The sequence below is a fragment of the Mixta hanseatica genome (assembly GCF_023517775.1).
Lineage (GTDB): Bacteria > Pseudomonadota > Gammaproteobacteria > Enterobacterales > Enterobacteriaceae > Mixta > Mixta hanseatica.
In genome coordinates this window covers 2,864,584-2,885,894 of the sequence record NZ_CP082904.1, presented here as the reverse complement: position 1 = coordinate 2,885,894, position 21,311 = coordinate 2,864,584, and the positions used below count along the sequence as shown (strand labels likewise).

At 60.0% G+C, this 21,311-nt stretch carries 5 protein-coding genes; all 5 read left to right on the top strand.

Going from position 1 to position 21,311, the window contains the following annotated elements:
- The first annotated feature begins 5 nt into the window (after positions 1–5).
- The 5 genes from K6958_RS13740 to K6958_RS13720 all read left to right on the top strand — a co-directional run bounded on the left by K6958_RS13740 (position 6) and on the right by K6958_RS13720 (position 21,267).
- Positions 6–12,503: an Ig-like domain-containing protein gene (locus K6958_RS13740; RefSeq protein ID WP_350355815.1), complete on the top strand. Its 12,498-nt coding sequence runs from the start codon at positions 6–8 to the stop codon at positions 12,501–12,503.
- Positions 12,504–13,074: 571 nt separating this feature from the next.
- Positions 13,075–16,287 (top strand): hypothetical protein, encoded by a 3,213-nt coding sequence (locus K6958_RS13735; protein ID WP_249891646.1) that lies wholly within the window; start codon positions 13,075–13,077, stop codon positions 16,285–16,287.
- Between the two features lie 345 nt (positions 16,288–16,632).
- On the top strand, positions 16,633–17,934 hold the full coding sequence (locus K6958_RS13730) for a TolC family outer membrane protein (protein ID WP_249894694.1): 1,302 nt from the start codon (positions 16,633–16,635) through the stop codon (positions 17,932–17,934).
- Positions 17,935–17,950: 16 nt separating this feature from the next.
- A complete protein-coding gene (locus tag K6958_RS13725; protein ID WP_249891644.1) occupies positions 17,951–20,101 on the top strand; it encodes a type I secretion system permease/ATPase in 2,151 nt (716 codons plus the stop codon).
- Entirely contained in the window at positions 20,098–21,267 is a 1,170-nt protein-coding gene (locus K6958_RS13720; RefSeq protein WP_249891642.1) for a beta-barrel domain-containing protein, read from the top strand. The genes K6958_RS13725 and K6958_RS13720 overlap by 4 nt, the downstream gene beginning before the upstream one ends.
- Positions 21,268–21,311 lie beyond the last annotated feature (44 nt).

Here is a 21,311-nt window from a genome sequence, read left to right as displayed (position 1 = left end):
GCACCCTGAGTATTACCCAGCCGATTAGCGGCGATAATTATCTGAATGCGGGCGAAGCGCAGTCCGCATTGGTTATTAGTGGTACCACCACCGGCGTAACGGCTGGTAGTACCGTTACGCTGACGTTTAACGGCGTGAATTATACCGCTCTCGTCGGCAGCAACGGCGGCTGGAGCGTTTCGATTCCGGCTTCGGCGCTGGCCAATCTCACTAACGGTACGCAAAGTATTACCGTCACCGTTACCGATATCTCTGGCAATACCCTCATCGACAGTACCGATGTAAACGTGCTGGTGACCCCACCGCAGCCCAGCATTAATCCCCCTTTCGGCGACGGGACGCTGGATGATAACGAAGCGGGGAGCGATCAAACCCTGACCGGCAATACCGGGGTTACCGGCGCGGGGCAGAGCATTACCATCACTCTTGGCGGCAACATCTATACCGGTACGGTCGGTAATGACGGCAGTTGGAGCGTGACCATTCCCGGCAGCGACTTGCAAAGTTTGCCGCCGGGCGCCAATACCATCACCCTGACGGCCACCGATGCGGCTGGCAACAGCGGCACCTCAAACAGCACATTCAACGTCAGCACTAATCCTGTTAGCGGCACGGTGGATACGCCGATTTCTGGCGATAACTTGCTGAGCGGCGATGAACTGCAGCAGGATTTGTTGATTAGCGGCACCGGCGCCGCCGGCGATCGTGTGACGGTGAATTTTGATGGTGTGAACTATACCGGCGTGGTGCAGGCCAACGGGCGCTGGGTGATAACGATTCCCGCCACTGCGCTGACGACCCTGGAAAATGGCGAATATCCGCTTACCGTCTCAGTTACCAACGCGGCGGGCACCACGAGCGTGATTAACGAAATCCCGCTTGCGGTCGATCCATCGCTCTCGTCGCCGCTCCTGACGCTGGATCCCATCGCGGGCGATGGCGTGCTTAGCGCACCGGAACAGGCAGAACCGTTGACGCTGAGCGGCAACGGTAGCCCTGGCGACACCATCACCGTTACCCTGAACGACATTACCTACGCCACGACGGTAGCCAGTGACGGCAGTTGGGCGGTTACGGTGCCGGCCAGCGATCTGGCCGCGCTTGCGGATGGCGGTTATGTGATAAGCGCCACGGCAACCAGCCCGGCGGGCAACGTGATTAGCCAACAGGCCGTATTGAACGTTGATACCGCCGCGCCGGCGCTGACCGTGAACCCGCCTTCCGGCGACGGGGTGGTGAACGCCAGCGAACAGGCGAATCCGCTGGTGGTCAGCGGTTCAACTGATGCCGGCAACAGCGTTACGGTAAACCTAAACGATGTCGATTATCCAGCTACGGTTTCCACCGACGGCAGCTGGAGCGTTAGCCTGCCTGTCAGCGCACTACAGGCATTGGCCGATGGCCGCTACGACCTTAGCATCACGGCGACCGGTACAACCGGCAACACCATCACCACGCTGCAACCGGTAACTATCGCTACCGCCGCGCCGGCCTTTACCATCGACGCGCTGGCGGAAGATAACATCCTCAACGCTACGGAGCAGGGTCAGCCGCTGAGCATCAGCGGTGCAGGCAGCGTGGGCGACAGCGTAATCGTGACGTTGAACGGCGTAAACTACGCCACCAGCGTCGGCAGCGACGGCCTGTGGTCGGTGAGCGTGCCGGCTGGCGCGCTTGCAGGGCTCAGCAATGGTACGGATTATCCGGTTAATGTGCTGATCAGCGATGCCAACGGCAATCGTACCAGCGAGCAAACCACCTTACGCGTGGATAACGTACCGCCAGCTCTGACCATCGATGAGCCTTCCGGTGACAGCGTGCTGAACGCCGCCGAGCAACAGCAGACGTTGGCGCTGACCGGCAGCGGCGAAGCGGGTAACACCATTACCGTGACCCTGGATGGACAAACCTTTACCGGCACTGTGGGCGTTAACGGCCTGTGGCTGGTAGAGATCCCAGCGGCCACGCTGGCGGGTCTTGAGGAAGGTCCGAACGCTATTGCCATTTCCGCGCGCGACGCTTCCGGTAACGTGACTCGTGAAGAGATTAGCCTGACGGTAGACAACGGAACCGCCAATCCGCCAGCGGTCACCGTTGCTATGAATACGTTTGCTGGCAACGGAGTGCTCGACAGCGCCGAGCAGCAGGTGGCGCAGGTCATTACCGGCAGCACCACTAACGTAGAGGCCGGGCAAACCGTTACGGTCACCCTGAACGGCGCCAGCTTCACCGGGCTGGTGGACGGCGACGGCAACTGGAGCGTGACGCTGCCGGCAGAGGCGCTCAGCGGTCTGGCCGACGGCAGCCAGACGCTGAGCGTGAGCGTCAACGATGCGGCAGGCAATACCGCCAGCACCGACAACAGTTTTACCGTTAACACTGCTGGCAGCGGCCTTGCAGTAGTGCCGCTGGCGGGAGACGGCTACCTGAATGCCGACGAAGCGGCGCAGGATCTGGTCATCAACGGTACCAGCGTTAACGTGCCGGTTGGCGGCACGGTACAGGTAACCTTTAATGGCGCAACCTTTAACGGCACGGTAGGCGCGAACGGCGCATGGAGCGTGACGGTGCCGGCGGCCAGTCTGACCGATCTGGCCGATGGGCCGCTTACCATTAGCGCCAGCGTCATTGACAACACCGGCGCGACTATCACCAGCGATGCAACGCTGAACGTAGCGGTTATCGCCCAGCCGACGGCAAACATTAATCCACCGTTTGGCGACGGCTACCTTAACGCCAACGATCTGACTCAGGACGGCGTGCTTACCGGCAATACCGGCGTCAGCGGCGGCGGCCAGGCGGTAACGGTAACGCTGGGCGATACCACCTGGAACGGTGACGTGGCGCCGGACGGCAGCTGGAGCGTCACGCTGCCCGCTGCGGCCCTGGGAGCGCTGAATGAGGGCGCCAATAACCTGGCGGTGACGGTGAGCGATGCGGCGGGCAACAGCGCCAGCGGCAACGCCACCGTGACGGTGGATACCAGCGCGCCGCCGGTTACGCTGACGACGCCAGTCAGCGGCGGCACGCTGAACGCCAGCGAAGTCGCCCAGCCGCTCGATCTTACCGGCAGCGGCGAAGCGGGCAGCGCTATTACCGTTACCCTGAACGGTACCGATTACACTACTGCCGTCGGCAGCGACGGCGGCTGGGCGCTGACCATTCCGGCGGCGGATCTCGGCGCGCTGCCGGACGGCAGCTATACGCTTAGCGTGACCGGCAGCGATGCGGCAGGCAACGCCACCACGGTGAATACCCCGCTGGCAGTGAAAGCCGCCAGCCTGCCCACCGTCACCCTGAACAGTTTTGCCGGCAACAATGTGCTGGATGGCGCAGAGCAGCAGACGGCGCAGTTCATTTCCGGCAGCACCACTAACGTCGAGCCGGGACAAACTGTTACCGTCACCTTAAACGGCCTGAGCTACAGTGCGCTGGTGCAGTCGGGCGGCGGCTGGAGCGTTAGCGTACCCGCCGCCGATCTGGCGGATGTGGCTAACGGTACCGCCGCTATCAGCGCAGCGGTTAGCGATGCCGCAGGCAACCCTGCCAGTCAGACGCTAAACATCACCGTTAATAACGCGCTTTCCGGCATCGCTGTCGCTCCCCCTGGCGGCGATGGCTACCTGAACGCCAGCGAAGCCGCCAGCGATCTACTGGTTAGCGGTACCAGTAATAATCTGCCAAACGGGGCGCCGGTAACGGTTACCTTAAACGATCGTACCTATAACGCTACCGTGGATGCCAACGGCGACTGGAGTGTCACCATCCCGTCGACCGCGCTGGCCGGCCTGCCGGACGGCAACCAGACGTTGACCGTGAGCGCCACCGACGCCGCAGGCAATGCGGTAAGCAACAGCAGCAATTTGGCAGTGCTGATTAATAATCCACCTGATGCGACGCTGCAAACGCCGTTTGGCGATGGCATCCTTAACGCCGCTGAAAGCGCCGCGCCGCAGCAGCTGCAGGGTAATACCGGCCTTACCGGCAACGGTCAGAGCGTGACGGTGACCTTAGACGGCAATGATTACAGCGGGACGGTCGATGCTAACGGCAACTGGAGCGTGACGCTGCCTGCCGAGGCGTTGGGGGCGTTGCCGGCGGGCGAGAGTCCGCTGCTGGTGACCGTCAGCGATGCCGCGGGTAATACCAGTACGGTAGACAGCAGCGTCACGGTTAATACCACACCGCCGACGCTAACCATCAATGCGGTCGCAGGCGATAACCGCATCAATGCCATTGAGGCCGCCGCGCCAGTTACCGTCAGCGGCAGCAGTACGGCTGGCGAAGGCCAGACGGTGACGGTAGCGCTAAACGGACAACGCTGGACCACCCAGACCGATGCCAACGGCGACTGGACGCTCGATCTGCCTGCCGGTGCGCTGGCCGGGATCAATAACGGCAACTATCCGCTCTCGGTTACCGTTAGCGACGCGGCAGGCAACCCGGTCACCAGCACCAGCACCCTGACCATTCAAAATACCCAGCTGGCACCGACCATCACTACGCCTTTCAGCGATGGCTACCTGAACAGCAGCGAAGCGGAAATCGACCAGACGCTGAGCGGCACTAGCGGGGCGACAGGGACAGGACAAAGCGTCATCGTGACGCTGGACGGCGTGGAGTATCCCGCCACGGTAGATAACGACGGCAACTGGACGCTGACGCTGGACGCAGCGACGCTGCAGGATTTCGCCAGCGGCACATTACCCATTGTGGTTACTGCTACCGATGCCGCCGGCAATGTCGGTACGGTAGAAAATGCGGTTAGCGTGGATTACAGCGCGCCGACCCTTAACCTAAACGCGATAGCGACGGACAACAGGCTTAATGCGGCGGAAACGCAGCAGGATCTGGTAATTAGCGGCACCGCCAGCCAAAGCGAAGTGGGTCAGACCCTGGTGGTGAATTTCAACGGGCAGACTCTGCAAACGGTGGTGCTGAACGGTGGCCGCTGGAGCGTCACCGTGCCGGCCAGCGTATTGCAAACGCTGCCAGACGGTGAAATACCTCTTAGCGTCACCCTGACCGATGCGGCGGGCAACAGCACCACCGTCGATCGCCCAATCGCCGTTGTGGCCAACCCGGACAACCTGCCAACGCTAACGCTGGACGCCATCACCACCGATGATTATCTCAATCAGGCCGAAGTGGGACAGCCTTTGACCCTGACCGGCAGCAGTAGCAATCTGCAAAGCGGCCAGACGGTGAGCGTTACGCTGAACGGAGACAGCTATACCGGCACGGTTGGCGCAGATGGCGACTGGAGCGTCACAGTGCCGCAGGAGGCGGTAGCGCAGCTGGCCGACGGTGTGCAAAACCTCATTGTCAGCGCGGCGGATACCGCGGGCAACCCCACGGCGGTAGAGGGGAGCTTTACGGTGGTGGCCAGTGCCGCCAGCCAGCCGACCATCAGCGCTAATCCGATAACCGGCGACGATATCGTCAATGCGCAAGAGGCGGCGCAGGGGCTGACCATTACCGGCAACAGTCAGCGCCTGCCGGAGGGCAGCCGCGTGACGGTTACCCTGAATGGTCAGGCGTATACCGCTACCGTTGGTGCCGACGGCAGCTGGAGCGCCACGGTACCCGCCGCAGCGGCGCAGGCGCTGCCGCAGGGCAATAACAGTATTACCGTCAGCGGCGCGGATATCGCCGGTAACCCGGCGCAAAGCACCGATAGCTTTACGGTAGATACCAACGCGCCGATTTTGTTTGACGTCGAGGCGGTCGTCGGCGCTGACGGCATCCTTAATCAGGCTGAGGCGCTGGCGGGCATTAATATTGTTGGTCTTAGCGCGGCCGACCAGCAGGTGACCGTCACGCTGAATGGCCGCACCTATACCGGTACCGCCGACGGCGGCGGCGGCTTTATCATTCCGATCCCCAGCGGCGATCTGCTGGCGCTGGGCGATGGCCCGGTTTCGGCAATCGTTTCGGTCAGTGACCCCAACGGCAATGTTAACAGCAGCAGCGCTGATTTTACGGTAGCGATCAATACGTTGCCGTCCCTGACGCTAAATACGCCTTTTACCGACGGTATAATTAGCGCGGCGGAGGCTGCCGCAGAGCAAACGCTTAGCGGCAGCGCCACCAACATGGCGGAAGGCACGCCGGTGACCATTACCATCGGTTCGCTCACGTATACCTCTGCGGTAGACGCCGACGGCAACTGGCAGGTGACGGTACCAGCCGATGCGCTGAGCGCGTTACCAGATGGCACCGCACAGATTGTGGTAAGCGCCAGCGATCCTGCCGGCAACCCGGCAGGCGCGCAAAGCAGCGTGGATCTGCTGATCGCTACGCAGCCGGTGGCTACGATAAACACGCCGTTTGTTGACGGCGCGCTGAATGCCGCTGAAGCGGGCGTCAGCCAGATCATTAGCGGCAGCACCGGCATTAGCGGGGAAGGTCAGACGGTCAGCGTGGTTATTAGCGGCCTGAATAACGGTGAGCCGCTAACCGCGGAGGTCGGCGCGAACGGCAACTGGTCATTGACGCTGACGCCACAGCAGCTGGCGACGCTGAGCGATGGGACGCATACCATTGACGTCACCGTTAGCGATCGCGCAGGCAACAGCGATAGCGACTCGGCAAATTTTACCTCTATCATCGATACGCTTCCGGACCCCGTGTTGGAAACGCCCTTCGGCGACGGGCAGCTTAACGCGGCGGATGCGGCGGCGGGCGCGACCTTAAGCGGCAGCACTGGCATCAGCGGCGAACAAACCGTTACCGTAACCATTAACGGTACCGCCTACCCGGTTACGCTGGATGGCGACGGCGGCTGGACGGTAACCTTAACGCCGGAGCAGCTGCAGGCGCTGCCGGACGGCACGCTGCCGGTAACGGTCAACGTTACGGATGCGGCAGGCAATACTGACAGCGCCAGCGATACGGTGCAGGTAATTGTTAATACGCTACCGGCGGCGACGCTCGATCTGCCGTTTGGCAACGGGGCGTTAAATGCGGCGGAAGCGGATGTAGCGCAAACCCTGACGGGGCAGACCGGCATCAGCGGCGCGGGCCAGGCGGTGAACGTCACCATTAGTGGGTTGAATAACGATCAACCGCTGGCCGCCACGGTAGATAACGCTGGCAACTGGACGCTGAATCTGACGCCGGAACAGTTGGATCAGCTCGGCAATGGCCCCCACACCATTACCGTGACCGCCAGCGATGCGGTGGGCAATACCAGCACCACGGAACCGCTGCAGGTGGTGACGGCGGTTACGCTGCCGGATCCGGTAATAGATACGCCGTTTGGCGATGGCGTGCTGAATATCAATGAAGCCGCCGGCGCCTTGACGCTGAGCGGCAGCACTGGCGCAAACGGCGATAACCAGGGCGTGCAGCTCAGGATTGATGTCGACGGCACCCTCTATACCGGAACCGTTGATGCCAACGGCAACTGGACGGTGGATCTGCCAGCAGGCGCGCTGAGCAGCCTGGGCGATGGCTCGCACGATATTGTGGTGACGGTAGTAGACAGCGCGGGCAACGTAGTTGAACGCACAGAAACCTTTACTACCGCGCTCACCGCGCCGACGCCGACGGTCAATCCGCCGTTTGGCGATGGCGTGCTGAATGCCGCCGAAGCGGCGGCTGGCGCGACGCTTAGCGGCAACGCCGGCGGCGCTACCAGCGTGACCGTCACCCTGGGCGGCAACGATTACCCGGCCACGGTGAACGTCGACGGCAGTTGGACGGCCGATCTGCCAGCCGGCGCGCTAACCGGCCTGGCGGCGGGCAACGGCAGTCTGACCGTGACCGCCACCGATGCTAACGGCAACAGCAGCTCTGTGCTCGGTGAGTTCAGCGTCAATACCAGCGCGCCGGTGGTGACTATTGCCGACTTTACCGGCGATAACGCGCTCGACTATGCGGAAAGTATTGTTACGCAGACGCTGAGCGGCACGGCAACCGGTGCCGAAGCGGGCTCGGTGGTCACGGTGACCATCGGCAACAGCCAGCTGAGCGGCATTGTCGATGGTGACGGCGACTGGAGCGTCAATGTGCCGCCGGAAGCGCTGGCGCAGCTTACCGCGCCCAGCGGTACCATTGCAGTGACGGTAACCGATCCGGCCGGCAACAGCGGCAGCGCCAGCGCCGCGGTGAGCGTTGATTTAACGCCGCCGGCGGGACCGCTGCTGACGCTGGCCTCGGTCACCGGTGATAATATTATCAATGCGGCGGAAGGGGTACCGGCGTTTAGCGGCAGCTTTGCTAACTTCGGCGCCGATGGCGGCACCATTACGCTGTCGGTAAACGGCACGCCAGCGGGCACCGCAACAATTGATGCGGTTGACGGCAGCTGGACTATTACACCAGACGCCGCCGCGTTCCCTGCCGACGGCAGCTATACGGTTACGGTTACCGCCACCGGTCCGGCAGGCACCGTGACCACCGGCTCAACGGTAGTGGTGGATCGCACCGCGCCAACGTTAACGATTAATGAATTCACCGGCGACGGCTTCCTCAATGCCAGTGAGCTTAACAGCGCGCAACCTATTAGCGGTACGGCTTCTCCTTCTGAAGCGGGCCGCACCGTTATTGTTAGCCTGAACGGCAATAGTTATCGGGCGGTTGTCGATGCCGATGGCAACTGGAGCACCAACGTGCCCGCCGCCGATCTGCAGGCGCTGGACAATGGCGAAAGCACCATTAGCGCCTCGCTTAGCGATGCTGCCGGCAACTCAGGTACGGCCATCAGCACCGTTACCGTCGATACCGGCGCGCCGCTGCTGCAGGTGGATGCGCTGCTTGATAATAACGTGCTTAACGCCGCTGATATTCTGCTTACCCAGGTCGTAACCGGTCGCGCCAGCGGCGCGGAAGGACAGACGGTTGGCATCTATCTCGGCGACGGCAACCCGATCGCCACCGCCGTGGTGGCGGAAGACGGTACTTTCAGCATTGACCTCACGCCAGAAGTGTTAGGCAGCCTGACGGAAGGGCCGCTGGTGCTGGGCGTACGCGTTAATGATGAGGCGGGTAACCGCACTGATGCCACGCTGACGATAAACAAAGTGGTGAACCAGGCGTTGAATCTGGTAGTGGACTCGGTGTTTGGCGACGGCTTCCTGAACGCCGCCGATACCGCCATCGCGCAGACCATCAGCGGGGTAGCGACGTCAGCGGGCATTGGCGCAACGGTCGATCTGACGCTGGGCGGCACCACCCTGACGACGCAGGTAGGCCAGGATGGTAAATGGGCGATCCTGGTACCGCCCAGCGTACTGGAGCTGCTGCAGGATGGCGATATCGATCTTGACCTGACGCTGACTGATGCCGCAGGCAACCAGCGCACCGTAACCGAGACCGTGACGGCGATTGTAGATAACGTTCCGGTTATTGGCAGCCTGGCCGGCATACTTGGTGTGGATAATCTGCTGAATATTACCGAGCTGGGTCAGGATCAAACCCTTGGCGGCGTAATCAATGCCGCCACCGGCTCAACGGTGATCGTGACGCTCGGCAACCAAAGCTATCAAACCCAGGTTGCCGCCGGCGGCAACTGGGGCCTGACGATCCCGGCGGCGGATCTCGGCAACCTGCTCGACGGCACGCTGGCGCTGGGCGTGCAGGTAATCGACCCGGCAGGCAATACCGCCTCGCAGTCGGTCAATATCGGCATCTTTGGCAGCGAGCCGGTGATCAGCCTCGATCCCATATTCGGTAACGGTTTCCTTGGCATTGCCGATCTGCTGACCGGTCAAACCATCAGCGGGGTGGTACAGAACGTGGCCGCCGGTTCAACGGTAAATATTAACCTCGGCAGCACCCTCTTAACCGCCACCGTAGGAGAGGGCGGCGTGTTTAGCGCCACCGTGGCGCCGAACATTCTGCAGACGCTGGCGGAAGGCGACCTGACGGTGGGCGTTAGCGTCACCGACGCGGCGGGTAATACCACCGGAGCCAGCGCCGGGCTGGTAGTGGATGTGACGGCCCCGACGCTGAACCTGCAACCGCTGTTTGGCGATGCGCTGCTTAACGCGGCGGATGCCCTGGTTACCCAGGTGCTCAGCGGCAGCGTGGGCAACGTCGAACCGGGCGCGCGGGTCAGCGTCGCCGTTGGCGGCCAGACGCTGCTGACTACCGCTGACGCGAACGGCAACTTTAGCGTGGCGCTAACTCCAGCGCTGCTGCAGGGGCTGGCGGATGGCAACCTGACGGCAACGGTCACGGTTACTGACAATGCAGGCAACAGCACCAGCGCCACGGCGGGCGCATTGATCGGCATCCATAATCTGCCGGTGATTACGCTCGATCCGCTGTTTGGCAACGGCGTGCTGAACCTGGTTGAATCGCTGGTGACGCAAACCGTTAGCGGTACCGTAGCCAACGCGGCGGCGGGCAGTCAGGTGCGCGTCAGCATCGGTAATATCGTGGTGAACGCCAGCGTGGGTAACGATGGTCGCTTTAGCGCCGAAATCACGCCCGATATACTCGGCACGCTGTTGAACGGCAACCTGACGGTAGGCGTGTCGGTTACCGACCCGGTCGGCAACGTTGCCAGCGTCAGCGCGGGCGTACAGGTGGGGACCCAGAATCCGCCAGCGCTAACGGTTAATACGATCTTCGGCGATGGCGTGCTGAGCGCGGCGGATCTGAATACTAACCAAACCATTAGCGGCGGCAGCAGCAACCTGAGCAGCGGCAGCAGCGTGGCGGTGACGCTCAATGGACGTACCTACACCACGACCGTCGGCAACAACGGCAACTGGTCGCTGAGCGTGCCCCGCACCGATCTGGCGGCGATTAACGACGGCACGCAGACGGTCAGCGTGCGCGCCACCGACGCTTATGGCAATGTGGCTAACGCCTCCGGCAACGTAAGCGTGATCGCGCATACGCCGCCGACTTTGACGCTCAATCCGGTATTTGGCGATGGGCTGCTGAACGCGACGGACGCGCAGACGACGCAGACCATCAGCGGAACCTCAACCAACGCCGAAGGCTCAACTGTTAATGTTATCCTGGCCGGCAGTCGCTATACCGGCACCGTAGGCGCTAATGGCGCCTGGAGCGTGACGGTGCCTTCCGCCAGCCTGTTAGCCATTGCCGACGGTACGCAGACGGTTAACGTCAGCGTGACCAATACCGCCGGCGTCAGCGGCAGCGCCAGCGGTTCAGTGCTGGTCGGCACCCATACGCTGCCGACCGTGACGCTGAATAGCTTCTTTGGCGGCGATGGTTACCTGAATCTGGCGGAGGCCAGCACCACGGGAACCCTTAGTGGTACCGCGACGAATGCGGTCGGCAGCACGGTGACCGTTAACGTGGCGGGTACCCAGTACACCACTACGGTAGGCAGTAATGGCACCTGGAGAGTTAACGTGCCGACAACCACGCTGCGCAATATTTCTGACGGCGGTCATTCAGTGAGCGTTTCGGTAAGCGATGCGGTAGGCAATACTGCTGTAACCAGCGGCAGTTTCAACGCCATTACTCACAACCTGCCAGCGGTGGGCGTCGATCCGGTTCTTAGTCTGGTTAGTGTGCTGTTAACCGGCCTGACGATTACCGGCGGCACCCAGAACCTGCGGCAAGGCACTACGGTCAATGTGACGTTGAACGGGGTTACTCAGCAGGCCACGACCGATGCGCTGGGACGCTACAGCGTGAAGTTCACCGGTGGACTGCTGACAACGCTTAATCTTAACTCTATCGTGACGGTCAGGGCGGTGGATGCGGCGGGCAACCCGGCGTCGACTTCCACTACGCTGCTGCTGGGATCGCTGCTGCCGACGGCGTCTACCACCGAAGTCGCGGCCCTGTCGCTGATGGCGGTGACAGCGGATGATGCGCTAGCGGCCAGCGATTTGCATCAGGATAGCAGCCTCGCCACCAGCACCAGCGGTACCGATCAGCCTGCCACGCTGCTCTCCGCCAGCAAGGTTGTCGATTCGACGCTGACCACCGAAGCGGATAGCGCAACGGCAGTCAGCAGCGTATCCGCCAGCAGCAGTGAAGCGACGGCTGCCAGCAATGCGGTGGCTGATGATGCCGCCACCTTTACTATCGGCGGCGTCACTATCGTGCTGGAAGATGGCACGCAGCAGCACGGTACGGAGGTGACCGGCAGCGTCGGCGACGATACGGTAACGGTGAACGATCTTAACTTTACCCATATCGACGGCGGCGCCGGTACCGATACGCTGGTGCTGAACGGCGAGCATATCGCATTAGATCTCACTACGCTGGGCCTGAAGATTGAGCATGTTGAAATCCTCAATCTGGGTGACACCGGCACCAACAGCGTGAAGCTGGATCTGGACGAGGCGCTGACTATCACCGACAAGCCGCAGGACGATCTGTTGATTAAGGGAGCGGACGGCAATCAGGTGACCCTGGCGAACAACGGCGACGGCGTGTGGAACACCACCGGACAGCGCGAAGTGGATGGACAGCTGTTCGATGTCTATCACAACTCCGCGCTGGCGGCGAGCGATACGCTGGGCGACGTGCTGGTGCAGCATAACCTGCAGGTGCACGTGGTGTAATCGACAATGCCGAAGCGCGGGAAGCACCGGCAGAAACATGAGTAACTTTTAACTACGGGGCGACTATCGCCCCGTTTTTTATTGGCGCAACGGCGTATGCCCTTTGCACTAAATAAGTGCAGCGCGAACGCGGCCAGGGGAAATCCTAAAATAAATCTTTTTTGCCAGAGAGGGGCGGCACGAGCAAAAGCGGCAATATTCATAAACAGGGCTAACGGTAAAACAGTATGAGTTCGCGCCATTACAGGTCATTAGCCTGGTGCAATCTAAACCTGGCTAAACTCATTGCCGCGCTTGCCTGGTACCAATGATTAATTTTGTTAATCGTTATGATTAGTGGTTCGAGATGCTACGCCCGTCTCTTTTCTTTATATCTGTTCGCGCATATTTGGTAAGTAACCTTTTTTAGTTAACCTTTTTCATCCTTGTTATTGGGCTGATTCAGCTCCGGTGCGCACCAGACCTCTCTGTCAGGTAATGAAAGGATAAATAACCCGCTGCAACCGATCCCGGCCCGCGCCGCAGGATGCGGCTGCTTACGATATTTTATCTGGTGCAACAGGAGATATTTATGGCCAATACCACAAACGCGCAACGGCTTGCCGCTGCTCTCCCTTTTTCCTCCGCCACGCTGCAAGCCTCTCTTGTCTCCACCGCTGAAGCCGCCGCGCCTACGACAACAAAAAACACCGCCAGCGCCGCTTCCGCTGAGGTCAGCGAACCTGCCGCTATCCAGAGCAGCACGCTTACCAGCGCCGCAGCCGATGAGACATTCACTATTAATCCGGTCTCCATTGATAACCGCGTGGACAATTACGAACACGGCAACGCCACGGTGATTTCCGGCTACGCCCGCAGCGGCAACCCGGGCGATAAAATTAATGTCACGCTGTTCAATACAACCTACAGCACCACGCTGGGCAGCGATGCCATGTGGTCTGTCAGCGTGCCGGAAAGCGATATTGCCCAGATCCCTAATAGCACCATTGTGGTCAGCGCGACCCATATCGACAACACCGGCGCGCTGCACCACGCCAGCAGCGCTTTTAGCCTGCAGGCTGGCAAAGGCGGCGTCTCCGGACCGGTGCTGTTTCTGAATAACGTTACCGGCGACGACGTGTTAAGCGCGGTTGAGCGCGGCGGCGATCTGCTGATTTCCGGCTGGGGACGTAACATCACCGAAGGCCGTGAAGTCACCATTACCCTTAATGGTCATGAGTACCGCACTACCACCACCAAAGACAGCCGCTGGACCCTCACTATCCCCAGCGAAGATGTCCTGGCGCTGCCGGAAGGCAATATCACGCTGCTGGCTTCGCTGGGCCTTGGGGGCCGCGTCGCGCAAGTGGCAAAAACGCTGACCCTGAATAATGAGGGCGAGGGGAAGGCCTCACCGTCGCTGAGCATTGATACCGTATCGGCGGATGACACTATCAACCTGTACGAGATCGGCACTGCCACCTTTATTACCGGACACGCAACCCATATTCCGGCAGGGAGCAAAATCAAACTGACCGTTTCCGACCGGACCTTTTATGGCACCGTCACCGATGATGGCGTCTGGAGCGTCAAGGTTGATCAGCTGCATAACACCCGCAACACCAGTTCCACCCATGCGGTGGTCAGCTGGCAGGACAGCGAGGGTAATCAGGTTGCCGCCAGCCGCGAAATCCATCTGGTTCCCTCCAGCTACCCTTATAAATATCCGATGTCTTTCCAGATCGATACCATCAGCGTTGATGGCAAAGTAGACCAGCAGGAAGCGCAAAACAGCTTAATTATCAGCGGGTCCAAATTTTCTGGCGAAAATATCGCCTTTGGCAAAACGGTTTATGTCACTCTGAATGGCAAAACCTATACCGCAGTGGTAGACGGCACCGACGGCGATTATGACAACCACTGGCAAATCACCGTTCCCGCCAGCGATGTACAGGCGCTGACGCCGGGTAGCTATACCGTGGTTGCATCGATTAACGCCAACGTTAACAGCGGGGAGAGCATTAACAGCACCCAGACGAAAAGTTTTACCGTCATCGATCCGGATCTGGTGTTTAACCCAGTCTCCGGCAACGACAAAGTGACCGGCGGTGAACATGGCAACGCCACGGTGATTTCCGGCTATGCGCATCAGGGCGCGCCGGGCGATACGGTACTAATTACTCTGAACGGTAAAACCTACAGCGGCACACTGGGCAACGACGCCATGTGGTATGTCAGCGTGCCGGAGAGCGATATTGCCGCCATCCCGAACGGTAAAGTCATCGTCAGGGCGGAACATACCGATACCGCAGGCGTGGAACACTATGCCACCAGCGAGTTTACCCTGACCAACTCTTCCAGCAAGTTGCCGGCCCTGTTTGTGAATAAGGTCACCGGCGATGACGTACTGAGCGCCGTAGAGCGCGGCGGCGACCTGCTGGTGTCCGGCTCGGGGCGTTTTATCGGCCCCGGCTATGAGGTGCAGGTGAAGCTGAACGGCCATACCTACAGCACCAAAACCACCAATGATAGCCGTTGGATCGTTACCATTCCGCATGAGGATCTGCAGGCGCTGCCGCTGACCGGGCAGGTTACGCTGGTGGCTTCACTGTTAAAAGGAAATGAAGTTAACGAGGTGGCTAAAACGTTAACGCTAACTGCTAACGGCGAAGGCCATGAAACGCCGCTGCTGAGCATGGATCCGGTCTTTGGCGATGATGATGTTAACTATTATGAGACTGCCGCCCCGCAGTACGTGACCGGTCATGCGGAGCATCTGGCGGCGGGCAGTACCGTTAAGCTGGTGGTCGGGGATCAAACCTACAAAGGCCAGGTGACCAGCGATGGGCTGTGGAGCGTCTACGTTGACCGGCTTCCCAGCCTGCGTAACGGCGATACCACGCACGCGACCGTTAGCTATCAGGATAAAGATGGCAACCAGTTTGCCGACTCGCGGCAGATTGAAATAGGCGGTCTGGGCTATGCCTATCACTATCCCATGACCTTTACCTTTGATCCCATCAGCGGCGATCAGCATTTGAGCGGAAGCGAGAAGCATCAGGATTTAACTATCAGCTCATCGCAATCATCCGGGGAAGGGTTGGGCATCGGCGGCACGGTAACGGTGCAACTGAACGGCAAAACCTACACCACCACTTCTGAGGCCGGGCCGGATGGCATGGGTTTTGATAACCACTGGCAGGTCACGATCCCGACCAGCGATATTGAGGCCTTAACACCAGGCAGCTATACCGTGATCGCTACCCTGACTGATGACTATGAAACAGATGGAAAACCTGTAACGGTGCGCTACGTCGAGGCGAAAGTCATTACCGTGGATGAGGATGGCGTAACAACCCTGAGCAGCAGCCAGCCGGCGGTAGAACAGGATAGCGCGGTTCATAGTCTGACTGCCGAGACGGCGACGCTGGCTGCGACCGGCGATGCGCACTCAGCAACCGCAGCGCAGGATGGGGAAGCCGCTCAGGCGATCACTTTTGATGCGCTGGGCCTGAGTGATAGCGAACAGCCTTCCGTCAACGCATTGATTAGTCATTTAACCGCCAGCAGCGGCGCCACGCAGCAGGATGCCAACGCTGAAACCTTGAGCGATGAGGCTGCTGATAATACCGTCATCGGCGAGGCTGCCGACACCGCGCTGCTCGCCGCGCCAGCGGATATGTGGCAGAACCAGGCGACGGGTGCGCAGGGCAGCGTGCCGGAGCATGACGCCCTCTACGTCGCGCCAGCGGAAACCACTCTCGCCGATACGTTGCAGCAGCAACATCTGCAACCGGTGGTGTAACTAACGGTTCAGTAAGGTTTAAGATTTTACTGAGTGTATAAATTGAGATTATTAATGTATTCGGCGGCGTGATGCCGCCGATTTTCTTTCGTTTACGCCTTTTTAACCGCTTTTTAGCGCATTTTTAGCAAAAAAGCGGAAATGCTGATGTAAAAAATGTGACTTTACATTAATAAAATCAATGGAATTCTATAATAATTCATGGTGTTATCTTGTACGGAATTAATGAGGTAACGGGTGAGTGCTGATATCCCTCTCACCGGTATGGATAAAAAAGGTCAACAGAGCCGCATGCGTAAACTCCTTGTCTCCTTTTGCCTGGGTGCCCTGTGCAGCCCCGTCGTGATGCCCGCCCGGGCCGACGCCGAGCCAAAGGCTGAATTTAACTGGCGTGCCGCCCCCACTGAAGAACAAGTCGCCACGCTCACGCTGCGCGAGGCAATCCTGCGCGCTTTTGCCCGTAACCCGCAAATTGCGCAGGCCGCCGCGCAAATCAACGTTGGCGAAGCTGAACTGGACGCGGCCAAAAGCGCCTGGTATCCGCAAATTTCCTTGCAGGCCACCGGCGGACGATCGCATCAGACCGATTCTTCCGGTAGCCTGAATAACACCGCCTCCGGCGGCGTAATGCTTAGCCAGCTGTTGTACGACTTCGGGCGTACCGGCGGCGCGATCGATGAACAACACGCGCTTTCCGACGCTTACCGTTTTGCCCTGTTCGATACCATGACTACCGTGGCCGCCGATACACTCCAGGCCTATCTGGAGGTGAAGCGCTATCAGGCGCTGGTGGTCTCGGCGCGTAAAAACATCGCTTCGCTGGAGCATGTGCGCGATATCGCCAGACTACGTGCCGACGCCGGTCTGAACTCGCAGTCTGACGTGCTGCAGGCGGGTACGCGCCTGGCCGGCATGCGCGCCACGCTGGAGCAGTACCGCGCGCAGCAGCGTTCAGCGCAGGCGCAGCTTACCGTGCTTACCGGCGTTATCTCCGATAACCTGCCCGAGCTGCCGGAGTCGCTGCTGCAGCAGCAGATCACGCTGGATCGTATCGCCTACGAAAAGAGCGCCGCGGTACGCAGCGCGCAGGCCAGGCAGGAGGCGGCCCGCGAACGGGTTAACCAGGCGGCGTCCAACCACTGGCCGACCATCAAGGTGGAGGCAGGGCGCACCCGCTATGAAAACGACAACCGCTCTTACTGGGATGATGAGCTGCAGCTGCGGGTAGAAGCGCCTCTCTATCAGGGCGGACTGGTTAATGCCAGAACCCGCTCGGCCGAGGCGGAGCGTCAGGCGGCGCAGGCGGAAATCCAGCGCGCCAAACTCGATATCAATCAGCACGCGTCCACCGCCTACGCCGATATGATCGGCGCGCAGCAGCGCCAGCAGGCGGGGGAAGTGCAGCTGGAAAGTGCGGAGCACACTCGTTCGGTGTACGCCGATGAATACCGGCTGAGCAAGCGCAGCCTTAACGATCTGCTCAGCGTCGAGCAGGATGTGTTTCAGGCAGACAGCATGCGCATTACCGCGCTGTATGACGGCTGGAACGCCACGGTGCGCTACGCCGCAGCGGTGGATAATCTGCTGGACATTATGGGCATCGACCGGGAAAAACAGAGCGGCGAGCGGCTGCCTTCACTGAATTAAGACGCAGGTAACAAAGATGAATCAGGCAGCGAATATAAGCACCTCGACGGATAACTGGATTGCGGCAATGCTGCGGGTAGCTGCCCGCTTCGGCAAGCCCGCCGATGGCAAAACGCTGCGCCAGCAAATGCGCTGGTTTGAGCATTTGCCGGCCGATAAACAGCTGGAGCGCCTGGCGGGCCTGCTGGGGCTACATTTAACCATGACGCCGCGCGATAAGCTGCGCTGGCGGCATGAGGTGACGCCGGTGATCCTGCTGCTGGAAAACGGCAGCGTGGCGGTGGTGGAAGCGATCGACGCCGAAGAGCGCGCGCGCTACTGGCTGAGCGATGGCGGCGACGTAGTACGCGAAAGCGAATTGACCGAGCTGCTGGCGCAAAGCCAGCCGCAGGTGGCGGTGCCGGGCGTGGCGGCGCGCGGACGCGATGCGCGCATCGACGAATTTGTGCAGCCATACGAACAGCACTGGTTCTGGAAAAATTTCCGCGGTATGGGACGGCGCATCGCCGAGATCTCTCTCGCCTCGGTGGTGAGCAACGTGCTGGCGCTGGCGGGTATTCTGTTCTCGATGCAGATCTATGACCGCGTCATTCCTGCCCAGTCGGAGCCGACGCTGTGGGTGCTGTTTGTCGGCGTGCTGATTGCCGCCGCGATTGAATATTTGATCCGTCTGATGCGAACGCAGGTTTCCGATCTAATGGGCAAGCGCATCGATCTTAAGGTCTCTTCAATGCTGTTTGCGCGGGCGATGAATATCCGTAACGAGGCGCGGCCGAAATCCACTGGCTCTTTTATCTCGCAGCTGCGCGAGATCGACCAGGTGCGCGAACTGCTGACCTCCACTACCGTCGGTGCGGCGGCGGATCTGCCTTTTATTATCCTGTTCCTGTTTATCATGGGTTTTATCGGCGGCCCGCTGGTGATTATTCCGCTGCTGGCGATCCCGCTGATCGTGATCCCCGGCCTGTTGGTGCAGATCCCGATGGCGCGGCTGGCGAAAGAGGGCATGCGCGAAGGTGCGCTGCGCAATGCGGTGCTGGTGGAAACCATTGAGGGCGTGGAAGATATCAAAGCGCTGCAGGCGGAACCCTATTTCCAGCGCCAGTGGGAACAGACCCACGAAGTCAGCGCCGCCATCGGCATGAAACAGCGTCTGTGGGGCGCCAGGCTGACCGGCTGGGCATCGTCGGTACAGCAGCTGACCTACGCGGGCATGTTGGTGTTCGGCACCTATCTGGTGCTGGCGGGCGATATTACCACCGGTACGCTGGTGGCCAGCAGCCTGCTCTCTTCGCGCACTATTGCGCCGCTGATGCAGCTGACGATGATCTTCTCGCGCTGGCAGCACGCCAAAAGCGCGATGAAAGGGCTGGATGAGCTACTGAAAAAGCCGCTTGACCAGCCGGAAGAGGGCGAAATGGCGCACTGTCCGACGCTGACCGGCCATTACGACCTGCGTAACGTACAGTACACCTATGATGAAGAGAATGTTAAAAACGTTCTGACTATCGGACAGCTGCAGATCAAGCCGGGCGAGCGCATCGCGCTGTTAGGCAAAGTCGGCGCCGGCAAATCGACGCTGCTGAAGCTCCTGGCGGGGCAGGCGAAAGCCACGCAGGGCAAGGTTATTGTCGATGGCGTGGATATCAATCGCATCGATCCCATTGATTTACGCCGTCAGCTGGGCTGGCTGTCGCAGGATTCCCGATTGTTTTTCGGTACGCTGCGGCAGAACCTGATGTTGGGCAATCCGCACGCCAGCGAACAGGAGATGCTGCAGGCGCTGCGCGTAAGCGGCGCGCTGAGCCTGGTGCAGCAGGACGCTGCCAGTATGGATCGGATTATCAACGAGGGCGGGCGCGGCCTTTCCGGTGGCCAGCGCCAGATGGTGCTGATCAGCCGTATGATCCTGCGTCAGCCGCAGGTGGTGCTGCTGGATGAGCCGACCGCCTCGATGGATGAGCAGCTGGAAGAGCATGTGATTCGGCAGATGAAAAGCTGGCTAAGCGGCCGCACGCTGGTGTTGGTTACCCATCGCCCGGCGCTGTTAAAGCTGGTGGACAGGATTGTGGTGATGGATAACGGACGTATCGTCGCGGACGGCCCGCGCGATGAAATATTACGTAGCGCCGGCGCCGCTAAGCCAACCAAAGGAGATGCCGCATGACGCAGGTTACGGTTGATAGCCAGCTGAAAACGCATGAACGTCGCACCTCGATGATTATCTGGCTGTGCAGCGCGGCGCTGGTGATCTTTTTAATCTGGGCGCATTTCGCCATTCTGGATGAGGTTACCGTCGGCACCGGCAAGATCACGCCCTCCAGCCGGGCACAGGTGATTGAAAGCCTGGACGGCGGCATCGTTAAACAGCTGAACGTGCATGAAGGAGATATTGTCAGCAAAGGGCAGATTCTGGCGCGTCTCGATCCGACGCGTTTTCAATCGAACTTCGGCGAAGCGCAGGCGAAAGTGCGCACCCTGCGCGCTTCGGCGGAGCGGTTACGTGCTGAACTCACCGGCGAACCGCTGCAGTTTAGTGAGCAAACTCTGCTTGAGCCGGAGCTGGTGGCGCGTGAAACGCAGCTTTATCAGTCACGACGCCGCAATCTGCTGGAAACCGTTAATAACCTGCAACAGTCGCTGAAGCTGGTGCAGGAAGAGTTACGCATGACCGCGCCGCTGGTAGCCAAAGGCGCAGCGGGCGAGGTAGAAGTGATCCGCCTGCGCCGTCAGGTTAGCGAGCTGCGTGGTAAAATCGACGAGGCGCGCAATGAATATGCGGTACGCGCACGAGAAGAGCAGGTTAAAAATAACGCCGAGCTGGATGCCCAGTTACAGGGGCTGACCGGCAAAGAAGATCAGCTCACGCGCGCCACGCTATTTTCACCGGTGCGCGGCATCGTTAAAGATATTCAGGTCACCACCGTGGGCGGCGTACTGCAGCCTGGCGGTAAGCTGATGGAGATCGTGCCGCTGGAGGATCAGCTGCTGGTGGAAACGCGCATTAATCCACGCGACATCGCCTATATCCGCCCTGGGCTGCCCGCCGTGGTGAAAATCACCGCCTATGATTCCTCTATCTATGGCGATCTGGATGGCGAAGTAGAAACGGTTTCCCCGGATACCATTCAGGATGAAGTGAAGCGCGATCAATATTACTACCGGGTGTATGTACGAACGCAAAAGGCGGAGCTGGTTAACCGCGCCGGACGCAAATTTCCGATTGTGCCGGGTATGGTCGCTAACGTAGAGATCAAAACCGGGCAGAAATCGGTGATGGATTATCTGATTAAGCCACTAAATAAGGTGAATGAAGCGATGCGCGAACGCTAAGTTCACTAATCGTCTCTGCGACGGCCCTACCTGAACGCTCTGCA